Below are 13,300 nucleotides of genomic sequence, written 5' to 3' on the forward strand. Positions count from 1 at the left end.
CAGTGGCGGCTGTTACGTTCTGTGACATGACCGATCACGCCCTCCGGCTGCTCCGGGAGAACCCTCGACTGGCCGAACTGGCCGCGTTTCCCTTCAACTTCGACCTGACCCGCGCGGACCACGTCGAGAGTGTCAGGCTGGCCTCGGACGGCGCGCTGCGGCCGATAGCGGGCGACGACACGGGCGGTACGTATTTCGTGTGCGCGGACGGGTCCGTGTTGTACGCCGATTCCGAGGGTTCGGCCGGAATCATCGGGGACAGTGTCGACGCGGCGTTGGAGATCCTGGTCGGACTGCCCGGCTGGCACGACTACCTGCACCTCGCTCCGAGCGACGGCGAGGAGAAGATCCTCGCGGAGATCGCCGAGACGGAGGAGGAGATCCGGGAGTACCACGGGATCGACACCGAGCGCACCGAACTCCGGGCGGCACTGGGCCTGCCCGAGCGGTCACCCGTGGAGCTCATCGGCCTGCTGCACGCGGCGCTGCTGCGCACGGAGCCCGACTTTCTCCTCCTCAACGCCGAAGAGGGTGGCGCCTACCAGCTCCTCGACCGGCATCCCCGTCCCCCGTTCCGGGAGACGGTCCTCGACCGGGGCCGCGCCGATCTGGCGCTGCTGCGGGCCGGTACGGCGTGGGACGAGGTGGCCCAGGACCCGGTGCGACGCGTACTCGCCCTGCGCGCCGCCCAGTTCGACCGCCGCGACACCGACCTCCCGCTGCTGCGGCAGCTGTTGAAGCACGAGGCCGAGTCCTCCATGACCGACGAACTGCGCCTCGCCGCCGTCCTGGTGGGACTGCACGGTCGGCCGGAGGACCTGCCGCTGCTTCACGAGGTCCGCGAGACGACGTACGACACCTGGTGCGGACTCGGTGGCATGCCCGAGCCCGGGGCGAGCGGGGAGGAGCTGCGGGAGTGGGCGGAGGGCCTCGACGCGTCCCTCTTCGGCACCGACCCCGAGGACGAACCGCTGACCACCTGGACCGCCCTCGCTCGGGAGCAGGGCCTGACCGAACCGGCCCGCGCAGCTCTGATCCGCCGACTGGACGACATCGGCCTGCGCGCCTTCAGAAAGAGGCCGTCCAGATCGGACGAATTCCAACTGCTCTCGCTGACACACGAGTTCACGGAACTCGGCGACACCTTCCAGGCGCTGCGCGCCTACCGCCTGTACGTGCCTTTGAGGGACACCTGCGAGGCCCGGGTCAGCGCACTGCTGACCCTCGCCCGGATGGAGCGGGAGGCAGGCGAACTCGTGGCGGCCGTAGGCGGGCTGAGGCTTCTGCGCGACGCGCTGGCCAAGCCCTGGGACGACACCTTGCCGCACTGGAGGGGCACTCGGCTCGGCGCGCACATGGTCGAGGAACACCAGGATCTGGCCCGTGCCGCCGCGGCCGACGCCTCTCTCGCGGCGGAGGTCCACGAGCTGACCGAGGCCGCCGCGGCGCTCCTCGCGGAACTCTCCGAGGCGGCCCGGGCCAGTGTCAGACAGCGACAGGAGAGCCCGGCCGCACAGCGGCCGATACCGGAACCCCCGGCCGGCTGAACGGCAGCGCGGGCACCTGGTCCGGCACGAAGCCGTGGGCGCGCCGGGCCAGGTCCGCCGCGCCGTAGCGATGGCAGTCCTGGTGCCACTTCAGGATCCCGGCCATCCAGTTCTGCAGCTCCACGACATAGCCCTGCATGATCCCGCGCACCTCCTTCGAGAGCTTGAAGTCCTCGTACAGGAGCGGCAGTTCATGGGCGGCGACGTGCTCGAACTGCTGCATGCGCTGGGTCATCAGGTCGTGGATGACGCCGAGCGCGGCCGGGTAGTCGCAGCCGAAGAAGTTCTGCACGACGAGGATGCCGTTGTGGACCTCGCCCTCGTACTCGATCTCCTTCTGGTGCGAGAAGACGTCGTTGATGAGCATCCCGTAGTCGACAGCGGCGTTCTCCAGCGACCGGACCGGGCCGCTGCGGTAGACCTCGGGCGGGACCTTCGGGCCGTGCCCCAGGCGGCACAGGCCCATGGTGAGGTCGGCGCCGAAGGTGGCGCGGCGCATTTCCAGGTAGTCGATGGGGTCGGGAATGCGGTGCTGGATCTGGTTGGACAGCTCCCACAGCCGGCTCTCCGTCATCACGTCCACCGCGGCCCGTAGTGTGCGCCGCTCGTCCGGGGTCATGTCGGCCGTCGTGCGCTGCCAGAGGTCGAGGAGTCCGTGCTCCATGCCGTTGACCGGGACCGGAGTCGCCTCGCCGTCGACGGGCATACAGGCCGACAGGCGTGCGGTGGTCAGCTTGGCGGCGGCCAGGTCGCGGCGGTTGCCGAAGACGAGCGGGTAGTAGTCGTCACCGTAGGTGCCCCAGGCCAGCCACTGGGAGCCGAGGTCGAGGGCCTCCGCCGTCGCGTCCGGGTGGAGGCCGGCCGCGCACAGCGGCAGGTCGTAGGCGGCGAGTTTGTCCTCGTCCCAGACGCCCTCCTGGAGCATGCCCATGGCGTGCATCCAGCCGGTGAGGCGCTCGCGGGCGCCCGGCAGATGCGGGCTCAGCGTCACCTCGAACGGCATGTGGAAGTCGGGGAGTCGGGACGGTCCGACCTTCTGGAAGGGGACATGGGTGTACGAGCGCAGCCGCTCCGCCCCGGCCGCGGAGAGCAGGGCCCCGACGTCCACGGCGGACGTGCCGAACCCGCCGACACCGAACGGCCGCTCCCCCTCCAGCGCCCCCTCGTTCATGTAGCGGCTCGACCGCAGATGCCACTCGTGGCCGCCCGACTGCCAGTCCTGCAGGCCCTTCGTGTACGCCGCGACCGCCGCGACCTCGTCAGGGGTGAGCCCCTTCTCCTCGGCCAGCGCGGGCACTTCGGTGAGGGCGGTGTGCTCGAACTGCTGGAGCCGTGAGGTGAGGATGTCGTTGACGGTCTCGGCGGCCTCCTGGGTGGTGCAGCCGAAGAAGGTCTCCAGGACGAGGACGCCGTTGCTGAGCTCGCCCTCCTCCTCGACCTCCCGCTGGTACGAGAAAAGATCGTTGCGCAGATGCACACCGTCGGAGAAGGTCTCCATCAGCACGCGCAGGGGCCGGGATCCGGCGACGGAGGCGGGCACTTCGGCGGTCGCGTACTCGACGAGACCCGCCGACCACGGGGCACCGCCCACCTTGCGGCGCATCTCGATGTACTCGACGGGGTTGGCGATCCGCCCTTCGTCGATGTTGGAGAGCTCCCACATCGACTCGTTGAGCAGGTGCTCCGTGGACACGGCGAAGCGCTTGCGCCATTCCACCGACATAGAGGGCACCGTGCGCGCCCACAGGTCGGCGAGGCCCGCCTCGACCGGATTCTCCGGCTCCGGTACGGGGGTCGAGAGGTCCAGCGGCATGAAGAGGGGCAGCCGGTCCAGGTAGGCCTTGCCGCCGTCGCGGTCCTGGCTGCGTTTGAAGGTCTCCAGGAAGTGGTCGTCGAAGAAGAACACCCACACGTACCAGTCGGTGATCAGGGAGAGTGAGGCTCCGTCGCAGTCGGGGTGCGTGTACGAGCACAGCAGGCCGTAGTCGTGTGCGTCGAGGTCGGACCGTTCCCAGATGCCGGAGCCCTCCAGCATGCCCATTCCGCGGGCCCATTCGACGGAATGAGCCCGTGCCTCGTCGAGATGCGGGTTCAGCCGTGCGGGATACGGCATGTAGAAGTGCGGGAGTTCGAACGGCTGCGTCATGGCCGGGCACTACCCATGGCCCCCGGCGACATCCGACTGCCCGGACATGATCACACCATCGCGTGAATCCACCCGTTTTCGATGCGTGAAGGCCAGGCGTACAGGCAACGGCTGCCAGATCACCTGCCCTTTCGGCCGACGCCGCTCCGGCGATGTCGGCGAGCGCGGCGCGGCGTGAGAGGCGCGGCCGCGCCTTGGCCGGCGCCCCGCCGGCCTCGGGGCTTCTCCCGTGCGGGAACGATGTCTTCTGGCCCACCTCGGACGATCCGCTGTACCGGCTCGTCGGGGACGGGACCGTGCCGGGGTCGGACCACCGGATGGTGTGGCAGGTCGTACGGCTGGGGCGACCGCGGGGCGGATTTCGCCCCCTCCGCCTGCGCAGTTCCCCGCGCCCCTGAAAAGGGGCGCGGGGCGAAAGCCTTCTGCTCGTGCTCTCAGGCCCCCGCCAGCACCTCCTCCGCCACCCACGCCAGCGCATCCGGCAGCGCCTCCGTGGCCACCGCGCGCGCCTCACGGATGTGTCCTCACTGACGTGTCTCACGGACGTGCCGCGCGCGCCCTTGCCGACCCGCATCCTCCGGGTCACCGTGGTCGCATGACCTCCTTCGTGCTCCCTCATGAAGTGCACGGCGACGGCGCCCACAAGGTGTTCGCCGTGCATGGCTGGTTCGCCGACCGGTCCGCGTACACGGCGGTGCTGCCGGATCTGGACCGCGCCGCGTTCCAGTACGCGCTGGTCGATCTGCGGGGCTACGGAGAGGCGAAGGACGCGGTCGGCGCGTACACGACCGCCGAGGCGGCGGCCGATCTCGTCGAGTTGGCGGACCGGCTCGGCTGGGAGCGGTTCTCGGTGATCGGTCACTCGATGGGCGGCGCCGTCGCCCAACGTCTGGCGGCCCTCGCCCCGGACCGGCTGCGCCGCCTGGTCGGTGTCTCTCCGGTGCCCGCGTCGGGGCTCCCGATGCCCGCGGACCAGTGGGAACTCTTCGCCGACGCCGCCCACAAGCCGGAGAACCGGCGCGCCATCATCGACCTCACGACGGGCGGCCACCGCCCGGCCATCTGGCTGGACCGGATGGTGGCCCGCTCGCTCGCCGTCAGCGAGGCGAAGGCGTTCCGGGCCTGGCTGGACTCCTGGGCCGGGGAGGACTTCCACACCGAGGCCGAGGGGTCGAGGGTGCCCGCGCTGGCCGTGACGGGCGCACTGGATCCCGCGCTCTCGGCGGCACTGATGCGGGAGACCTGGCTGCGCTGGTACCCCCGCGCAGAGGTGCGCGAGCTGCTCGGAGCGGGCCACTACGCGATGGACGAAACCCCTCTGGAGCTGATCCGCGTGGTCGAGGACTTCCTGCGCGCGGACGACGCGGGCGCGCCCGCTTCCGGGTGTTCGGACGACTCCGGCGCAGCCACGGCCGGGCGCGCGGGCGAGGGCGGCCCCGCGTGAGCCTCGCGCGCGAGACCGCGCCGCCCGTGCCGGACGTCTTCGATCCACGGCGGTACGCCGATGGGGTCCCCCATGTCGCGTACCGCACCCTGCGCGACCGTCACCCCGTGGCCTGGCAGGAGGAGCCCGAGGTGCTCGGCTGGCCGGCGGGACCGGGGTTCTGGGCGGTGACCCGGCAGGCGGACGTGGTCCGGGTCCTCAAGGACTCGGAGGTGTATTCGTCGTACCTCGGAGCGACCCAGATCCGCGATCCGGACCCGGACGACCTGCCGTTCATCCGCCGCATGATGCTCAATCAGGATCCGCCGGGACACCTCCGGTTGAGGCGTCTGGTCAGCCGCGCCTTCACTGCGCGCCGCGTCGAACGCTTCGAGTCGGTGGCGCGCGAACGGGCCCGTACGCTGCTCGGGCGGGCGGTGGACCGGGCTAGGTCCGGCGACGGGACCTGCGACCTGGTCTCCGCTGTCACCGACGACTACGCCCTGCTCAACCTCGCGGACGTGCTCGGCGTGCCGGAGCGCGACCGGGAGCTGCTGCTGCACTGGACGCAGCGGGTCATCGGCTACCAGGACCCCGACGAGGCGGGCGAGCCCGTGCTCGACGCGCGGGGCCGGCCCGTCAATCCGCGCTCCCCGGGGATGCTGCGGGACATGTTCGGGTACGCGCACCAATTGGCCCTCCACAAGAAGAGCCGTCCCGGCGACGATGTGATGACCACCCTCGCTACCGACCCCGAACTCGCCCCCGCCGAGCTGGAGATGTTCTTCTTCCTGCTCACGGTCGCGGGCAATGACACCGTACGCAGTGCGGCTCCCGGAGGCCTGCTGGCGCTGGCGGAACACCCGGAAGCGTACGACGGACTGCGCTCGGGCCGCTTCCCTCTCGGTACCGCCGTCGAGGAGTTGCTGCGCCGGCATCCCCCCGTGCTCAGCTTCCGTCGCACCGCGGCCGTCGACACCGAACTGGCCGGGCAGCGCATCCGAGCGGGCGACAAGGTGGTCGTCTTCCATGCCTCGGCCAACCACGACGAGCGCGTGTTCACCGATCCGCACCGGCTCGATCTCGCCCGGAGCCCGAATCCCCACGTCTCCTTCGGCGACGGCCCGCACGTCTGCCTCGGCGCCCACTTCGCCCGGCTGCAGCTGCGCGTGCTCTACGAGGAGACGCTGCGCGCCCTGCCTGCACTACGCACCGCCGGACCTCCCCGACGCCTTGTCTCGAACTTCATCAACGGCCTCAAGACGCTTCCGGCGCAGGTGACTTGAGACGTCATGACCTCACCTGGATCAACGCATGCGTGCCGCTCGTGCGCCAGCGCTGATCCTCAGTGGCGACGAGCGCGGACTCGGTGCGAGCGTCGAGGCCGACGATGACGTCGGACTTGAGGGTGCGCAGGGCGGCCACCGGGCCGGGAAAGTACGCGGTGGGGACGGCGAAGGGGGTGGTGGCGGGCCACAGCCGGTCGCCGATGAGGCGGCGGTAGTTCAGGTCGCCTTTCATGATCGTCACATCGGCTTCGGCGAACTCCTGACGGAGGTCGTCGGGCATGTCGGCGTACGGCAGCGGGGCGCAGGAGAAGGGGTGGGCCCGCACCACGAGGCGGCCGTCGGTCAGGGCCGACCAGAGGCGGTGGCCGGAGTCGGCGGCGGCGCCCTTGGCGGCGGTGAGGCGGCGCAGCGCGTCGAGCACGTCGGCGGTCGTGGCGTCGGAGACGTAGTACGGGTAGGGCTTGATGTGCAGGAGGGCCCGCCCGGCGCGGTGGTGGCGGAGGAGATGGTCGATCAGGAGCAGGTCGGGGATGAGTTCCCGGCCCGCGTTGTCCGCGACCAGGCAGAGCGTGCCGCCGGCGAACAACGCCCGCAGCCGCTCGCTGTCGTTGGCGACCAGCGGGGAATCGGCCGCCGGTTCGCCCTCCTTGGCGGCCAGGCGGAAGCCGAGGTCCGCGCGGTTGCCCCACAGCGAGCCGTGCAGCAGCGCCTGCTCCTGGTCCTCGACCGGCCGCTCGGCGAGTGCGTCCAGCGCGGAGAGTTCCTCGGCGGCCTCCGGGGTGTCGAGTTCGGCGAGCTTGAAGGGGCGGAAGGGGTCGATGCCCTTCCAGGGGCCCGGGGCGAAGTACGCGACGGCTTCGAGGAGTTGGCGGTACCAGTAGCTCTCGGCCCACAGGAAGGGCACGTCGAACCAGGATCGCCCGAAGTACTTCCGCCCCCACGCATCCCACTGTTCCCGGTCCGACGCCTGCGCGCCGAGCGGTTCGATGACTCCCTCGGTGCTGCTCTTGAGCAGGGCGTCGAGCGCGCGGTGCTGTTCGGGGCCGTACGGGAAGGCGTCCCGCACCTTCCGGATGAGCGCCGGGTGCCGCTCGGCGAACACGCTCCAGGGGAACGAGCCCACCGCGTTGCTGAGGATCACGGGGGCGTCGGCGGGAGCTGCGGAATCGGGGGAATCGGGGAATTCGGCGCGCTCGGGCATGCCGCTCACCGTACCGGCCGAGCAGAAGGGGCCGGCCGACACGTGTGCGCGTCGGACGGCCCCTCCCCCCGTAGAGCTCAACCGGTCTGCTAGAAGGTCAGCTTCCAGCTGTTGAGCGTGCCGGTGTCCTGCGCGGCCACGTCCTGGACGCGCAGCTTCCAGGTGCCGTTGGCCGTCTCGCTGGAGGCGTCGACCGTGTAGGTGGCACTGACGTTGTCCGCGGAGTCCGAGGAGCTGGAGGACTTCAGACGGTACGTCGAGCCGTCGGGCGCGACCAGGTCGATGACGAGGTCACCGCGGTAGGTGTGGGTGATGTCGACGCCGACCTGGAGTGTGGAGGGCGCGTTGCCGCTGCGGCCGCTGACCGCGATCGACGACTCGACGGCGGAGCCGGCGTCCGGGATCGACAGGGCGGTGGTGTTGGAGAAGGTGGTGCCACCGGTCGAGCCCCCGCTCGACGCCACCGCCTGGACGGTCTTGGTCGCGTCCGCGAGTCCCGCACCGCAGCCGCCCGAGCAAGTGCCGGGCAGGGCACGGGCGTTGGACTTGATGGCCGATTCGATCTGCGCCGGGGTCAGCGACGGGTTCGCCGACTTCATCAGCGCCACCAGGCCGACGATGTGCGGAGTGGCCATGCTGGTGCCCTGGTAGTACGCGTACGACTCCGAAGTCGGCGTCTTCGTCCCGGAGTTGAGCGTGGACAGGATGCCGTTGGCGGTGCCGGTGCTCATCTCGCCGCCGGGGGCCGCGATGTCGACGATCGAGCCGTAGTTGGAGTACGAGGCCCGGGAGCCGGTACGGCCGGTGGCGGCGACGGTGATGACGTTGCTGCAGCTCGCCGGGGAGTACTTGGAGGCGTTGTCGTTGTCGTTGCCCGCGGCCACCACGACTGTCGTACCGCGGTTCACGGCGGCGTTGATGGCGCTCTGGGTGGCGGAGGTGCAGGCGCCCGAGCCGCCGAGGCTCATGTTGATGACCTTGGCGACGTTGGTGTTGGCCGGGACCCCGGAGACGCTGCCGCCCGACGCCCAGGTGATGGCGTCGATGATGTCGGAGTCGTAGCCGCCGCACTTGCCGAGGACACGCAGCGGGGAGATCTTCGCGTTGTACGCGATGCCCGCGACGCCCTTGTTGTTGTTGGTGACTGCGGCGATGGTGCCCGCCACGTGGGTGCCGTGCCAGGACGAGCTGCTGGAGCCGGTGCCCGTGCCGCACTCGTCGGTCGCGTACCAGTCGCCCGGGTCGGCCGGGTTGCTGTCGCGCCCGTCGCCGTCTACCGAGACCGCCGTGTCGGAGATGAAGTCGTAGCCGCCGACGATGTTCGCGGCGACGTCGGAGTGGGCCACGTAGCCGGTGTCGATGACGGCGACGGTCACCCCGCTGCCGGTGGACGTGGACCAGGCGCCCGGGACGCGCATGCCCGCGGTGGATTCGAACAGGTCCCACTGCTTGGCGTACTCGGTGTCGTTCGGGTCCGCCTGCGGCTTGTTGAGGCGGTCCGGTACGACGTAGGCGACCTGCGGGTCGGCCTGGTACTGCGCGATGACGTCGGCGACGTCCGCCTTCTTGAGCCCGGTGCCGAGGTCGACCAGGGCGGCGCCGGTGCCGAGGCGGCGCTGGAAGTCGAGGTCCTCACCGGCCTTCTCGCCCTTGACCCGGGCGTCGGCGTCGGCGGCCTTGTTGGAGTTGGCCTCGGGGGCGCCGGACTTGTAGCCGACGATCAGGCGCTCCGCCGGGGCGGCGGCCGCCTGCGCGGTGGGGGTGACCCGCACGGTCCCGGTGGACGGCTGTGCGGCCACCGTGGTGGTCGTTCCGGCCAGCAGCGCGGCGGATATCGCGGCGACGGACAGCAGCTTCCGTCTGCCGGAGGGGGAGGGGGAGGGACGCAAGGGCTTGCCTTTCGGGCCCGGCTCCGGGCAGCGCGGTGCGATGCGGAGCAGCGGTCGATTCGCTTCGTCGTCGAAGCGGCGGGGGGTGCAAATCCAGAAAGCGGCGCGGTGACCGGCCATGCGCGTGCGACCCGGCGAGGGGTTTCCTGTGGGTCGCCTGTGCTCGAACGATAGGCAAAGGCCAGGTAAGAGGGATACAGGGGAAACCCTCGATCTGGCCGGTAACCGACCCTCGGATCAGGGCAGTTGGCCAAGAAAATGCCGTTTCGCGCATATCACGGTGCTGAACGTTCGGCCCCGCGGCCCCGTACTTCACTGTGCCCCGAGCCAGGAGTGCGTCCAGGCCGCGTGCGGTGGCATCCGCCGCGACGGCTCCCAGCCACGCGCCGCATTCCCGGTCCGCTCCGCCGACGTACCGAGGAGACCCACCGGATGACCGCCTACCGCTCCGCCACCGCGGCCGCTGTCGCCGTGGCGGCTCCGCTGCTCCTCGCGACGTGGGCCGCGGCGCCCGCCCAGGCGCACGGCGCGCCGACGGATCCGGTCAGCCGGGTCGCGGCCTGCTCTCCCGAAGGCGGAAGTCTGATCCGGACCGCGGCCTGCAAGTCGGCGATCGCCGCGAACGGCGCGCCCTTCACGGCCTGGGACAACCTCAGGGTGGCCGGCGTCAACGGCAGGGACCGCCAGGTGATTCCCGACGGGCAGCTGTGCAGCGGGGGCCTGCCCGCCTACAAGGGCCTCGACCTCGCCCGCGCGGACTGGCCCTCGACCCGGCTGAGGCCCGGCGGGAGCTTCACCCTCACGTACAGCTCGACGATCCCGCACACGGGGACCTTCAAGCTGTATCTCACCAAGCCGGGTTACGACCCGACCCGGCCCCTGAAGTGGTCCGACCTGCCGGCGCAGCCGTTCGCCACCGCCACCGACCCGGCTCTGGTGAACGGCGCCTACCGCATCAAGGCCACACTGCCGTCCGGCCGGACCGGCCGCCAGATGCTGTACACGATCTGGCAGAACTCGAGCACGACCGATACGTACTACTCGTGCTCGGACGTCGTTCTGTCCGGCGGGCGTGAGGCGTCGACGCCCGCCCCTCAGAACACGCGCAGGTCGTCGGCACCGGCGAAGCGGACGCCCACGCCGGCGCGGACGACCACGTCCCCGTCGCCGACGACCGAGTCGCCGTCACTGGTGACCACCGCACCGGCCCGGGAGACCGCGCCGGATCATCTGGCGCCCGCCGCCGACAGCACATCGGGCGGTAGCGCCGCGCTCCCCCTCGTGGCCGGGGGGATCGCGGCACTCCTCCTCACCGTGGGGGTCGCCGTCACCATCCGGCGCCGCCGCTGAGCGGTCAGTTGACGAAGACTGCCGGGCTCCCGGACTGGCCGGTGTCCGTGACAGGCGCGTACTTGGCGGTGAAGTAGCCGTTGGCGAAGCACAGGGACGAGCCGGAGGTCTTCGTGAACTGCTGGTTGGTGAAGGCGATGCTGTTGTCCGTGTTGCTCGCCGTCCCGGACAGGCTGGGTGCCTGGTAGACACAGGTGATGCTGCCCAGCAGGGTGCGCAGCTTGACCGTGGTCTGAATGGTGGAGCCGGCCCCGGGAGTGACGGTGACGGTGCCGTCGGAGGCCACGGTGGTGGTGTACGGCAGGTTGTCGACGGTGATGCCGGTGACGCCGAGCACGCCGGTCACGTTGCTGGTGCACGTGCTGCTGTCGAAGGTGTGCCCGGTGAGCGACTCGGTGGCCACACCGGGGGCCGCCGGGTTGTCGGCGACGGTGGCGGTGAAGGTCGACGAGGAGCAGGAGACACCGCTCGTGCCGGTGCTGCTGGAGTAGAGCGTGGCCGCGGTGCCGCTCGCCAGCGAGGCGCTGAGGACGTCCCCGGTGGCGACGGGGGTTCCACCCGCGGCGCCGGTGGTGAGCACCGGGGTGTCGGCCGCGGAGGCGGGGACGGCCGCGGACACCGAGAGCGCCGCGGCGACGCCGACGAGGGCAAGGAGGGATCGAGTACGCATGGGGGGTGCCTCTTCTCCGAAGGGGTGTGGGGTGCCTGGCCGCGCGGGGGCGCGGGGCGTGCGGGGGTGAACCGCCGCCGGGCCGTGGCGCCTTCTCCGCACGCCACGGACCGGCAGCGACAGCCGGGCGACCGGTCACGGCCCAGGGGGGAAGGCGACCGCGCCGGTGCCACGGGGTGGGGGGTGGACAAGGGGGCGCACTGCGCGATCGGACATGTCACGACAGCCCCGTACAGGTCGGGGTCCGGGAGGTGACTTGCGCACACCGCAAGGGATCCGGCGCCACGGATCCGTGGGAAACAAGGGAGAGTTGTAGACCTGGTGAAGGGTCAACGTCAAGGCGGAGCAAGGAAGTTGAAGGTCAACGCGGCCATGTCACCGTGTCGTGTTCACAGGCGCCGCACAACCAACACTCTTTTCCCACAGGTCACTTGACCCGTGAATGTAACCCCGGGTAACTTCCTCGGCGGCTACTGTCGCGTAACGAGAAAGCCCTTGCGTCCTCCGGGAGAGGCGAGGAGGCGTGCGCCGCAGCCGCTGTCCGCGCCAGGACAACGTGCCACTGGACCCCCTACCCGCATCGACCATGCCCAGGGAGCAGACATGGCCTCGTCCTCGGACGCCACGGCGTCCAACGGTTCCACCCCCGAGACCCCCGAGAGCGCGGAAAGCGGTTCCGCCACCGACGCGTCGGACAGACGCGGGCGGGTCCGGCTGCGCCGCGCCGCCGTGATGGCGGTGCCTGCCACCGCGATCGCCGCGGGGCTGATGATCCTCACCGCCCAGGGCGCCCTGGGTGTCCAGTTCGCCATCTCCGGCATGCCGTTCACGGTCACGGCGACGGAGCTCAACGGCACTGGCTTCGAGCAGTTCGGCGGCCTCGACAACATGGCGGAGGGCAGCCCGAACGCCGGCGACACCGGCGGCCAGGTCCTGGTCGTCACCTCCGCGATCAAGAACGCGACGCTCACCAAGCTGTGCCAGAGCGTCGACCTGGGCGGCACGAACCTGCTCATCACCGCGGGCAGCGGCTCGGACAAGGTGCAGGCAAGCCATCTGACCACCGACTCGACCGAGCTGTCGGGTGACGCCTCGTTCGACAACATCGAGATCGGCAACGACGCCAGCACGCTCGACAAGGCCGGAGTCCAGGGCCCCAAGGGCGTGTTCAGCCAGCAGGCCGACACCGTGCGCATCGCGAATCTGCGTCAGACCAACTACGCGACCACCGCAGCGGTGTTCAAGCTCCCCGGTCTCAAACTCCGCTTCAGCGACACGGGTTGCTGATGTCCTCCGCCCGGAACCTGAGGTCCGGTTTCCGGCAGTGGCGCGCGCACCGCCCCTTCTGGGGCGGTCTGCTGCTCACCCTGGCCGGGGCGGAGATCCTCCTCACCGAGAAGGCGTCCCTGAAGGTCGTCATGCACATCGGCATGCAGGGCCTGGCCGGCTACCTTCTCCCCACCCTGATGCTGCTCTGCGGCCTGCTGATCCTCTTCAACCCCACCCAGCGCCTCTTCTACTCCCTGCTCGGCATCCTCCTCTCCCTCGGCACCTGGCTCACCTCCAACCTGGGTGGCTTCCTCATCGGCCTGCTCCTCGGAGCCACCGGCAGCTGCCTCGCCTTCGGCTGGCTCCCGGACCAGCAGCCACGCAGGCGACTGCTGCGAAGCCGCCGTGAACAGCAGCGGGCGGCGACCGAGGCTGCCTAGAACCACTTGCGTGTATGCGCAGGGAAGTTGCCCGCGTACGAACTTGGCGTCAGGCGGTCTCGCTGGGGAACCGTAC

At 70.5% G+C, this 13,300-nt stretch carries 10 protein-coding genes; 6 read left to right on the forward strand and 4 right to left on the reverse strand.

The window, feature by feature from the left end; translation table 11 throughout:
• Positions 1 to 26: 26 nt before the first annotated feature.
• Complete coding sequence (locus tag ACIBK0_RS26165; RefSeq protein WP_399084673.1) at positions 27 to 1,547, forward strand: hypothetical protein; 1,521 nt, start codon at positions 27 to 29, stop codon at positions 1,545 to 1,547.
• Here the strand turns inward: ACIBK0_RS26165 and cyc2 are convergent.
• Complete coding sequence (cyc2, locus tag ACIBK0_RS26170; protein WP_399084676.1) at positions 1,486 to 3,693, reverse strand: germacradienol/geosmin synthase Cyc2; 2,208 nt, start codon at positions 3,691 to 3,693, stop codon at positions 1,486 to 1,488. The two genes, ACIBK0_RS26165 and cyc2, sit on opposite strands and share 62 nt — an antisense overlap.
• Before the next feature lie 595 nt (positions 3,694 to 4,288).
• Between cyc2 and ACIBK0_RS26175 the strand changes: the two genes are divergently transcribed.
• Together ACIBK0_RS26175 and ACIBK0_RS26180 are read left to right on the forward strand one after the other, a co-directional pair.
• Positions 4,289 to 5,137: an alpha/beta fold hydrolase gene (locus tag ACIBK0_RS26175; RefSeq protein WP_399084679.1), complete on the forward strand. Its 849-nt coding sequence runs from the start codon at positions 4,289 to 4,291 to the stop codon at positions 5,135 to 5,137.
• Positions 5,134 to 6,402 carry a cytochrome P450 gene (locus ACIBK0_RS26180; RefSeq protein ID WP_399084682.1) on the forward strand — a complete coding sequence of 423 codons (1,269 nt, stop codon included), beginning with the start codon at positions 5,134 to 5,136 and terminating at the stop codon, positions 6,400 to 6,402. Before ACIBK0_RS26175 ends, ACIBK0_RS26180 begins: the two co-directional genes overlap by 4 nt.
• A gap of 4 nt (positions 6,403 to 6,406) precedes the next feature.
• Here ACIBK0_RS26180 and ACIBK0_RS26185 read toward each other — a convergent pair whose 3' ends face one another.
• Positions 6,407 to 7,606, reverse strand: a complete 1,200-nt coding sequence (locus ACIBK0_RS26185) for a damage-control phosphatase ARMT1 family protein (RefSeq protein WP_399084685.1) — start codon at positions 7,604 to 7,606, stop codon at positions 6,407 to 6,409.
• Positions 7,607 to 7,695: 89 nt separating this feature from the next.
• Positions 7,696 to 9,495 carry a S8 family peptidase gene (locus tag ACIBK0_RS26190; RefSeq protein WP_399084688.1) on the reverse strand — a complete coding sequence of 600 codons (1,800 nt, stop codon included), beginning with the start codon at positions 9,493 to 9,495 and terminating at the stop codon, positions 7,696 to 7,698.
• A gap of 432 nt (positions 9,496 to 9,927) precedes the next feature.
• Between ACIBK0_RS26190 and ACIBK0_RS26195 the strand changes: the two genes are divergently transcribed.
• Positions 9,928 to 10,845: a lytic polysaccharide monooxygenase gene (locus ACIBK0_RS26195; protein ID WP_399084690.1), complete on the forward strand. Its 918-nt coding sequence runs from the start codon at positions 9,928 to 9,930 to the stop codon at positions 10,843 to 10,845.
• 4 nt (positions 10,846 to 10,849) lie between these two features.
• Here the strand turns inward: ACIBK0_RS26195 and ACIBK0_RS26200 are convergent, their stop codons facing one another.
• Positions 10,850 to 11,515 carry a Tat pathway signal sequence domain protein gene (locus ACIBK0_RS26200; protein WP_399084693.1) on the reverse strand — a complete coding sequence of 222 codons (666 nt, stop codon included), beginning with the start codon at positions 11,513 to 11,515 and terminating at the stop codon, positions 10,850 to 10,852.
• A gap of 603 nt (positions 11,516 to 12,118) precedes the next feature.
• Between ACIBK0_RS26200 and ACIBK0_RS26205 the strand changes: the two genes are divergently transcribed.
• Positions 12,119 to 12,802 (forward strand): DUF6230 family protein, encoded by a 684-nt coding sequence (locus tag ACIBK0_RS26205; RefSeq protein WP_399084696.1) that lies wholly within the window; start codon positions 12,119 to 12,121, stop codon positions 12,800 to 12,802.
• Complete coding sequence (locus tag ACIBK0_RS26210) at positions 12,802 to 13,224, forward strand: DUF6114 domain-containing protein (RefSeq protein WP_399084699.1); 423 nt, start codon at positions 12,802 to 12,804, stop codon at positions 13,222 to 13,224. The genes ACIBK0_RS26205 and ACIBK0_RS26210 overlap by 1 nt, the downstream gene beginning before the upstream one ends.
• The last annotated feature ends 76 nt before the right edge of the window (positions 13,225 to 13,300 follow it).

It is taken from the genome of Streptomyces sp. NPDC050564 (assembly GCF_044457265.1).
Taxonomy (GTDB): Bacteria; Actinomycetota; Actinomycetes; order Streptomycetales; family Streptomycetaceae; genus Streptomyces.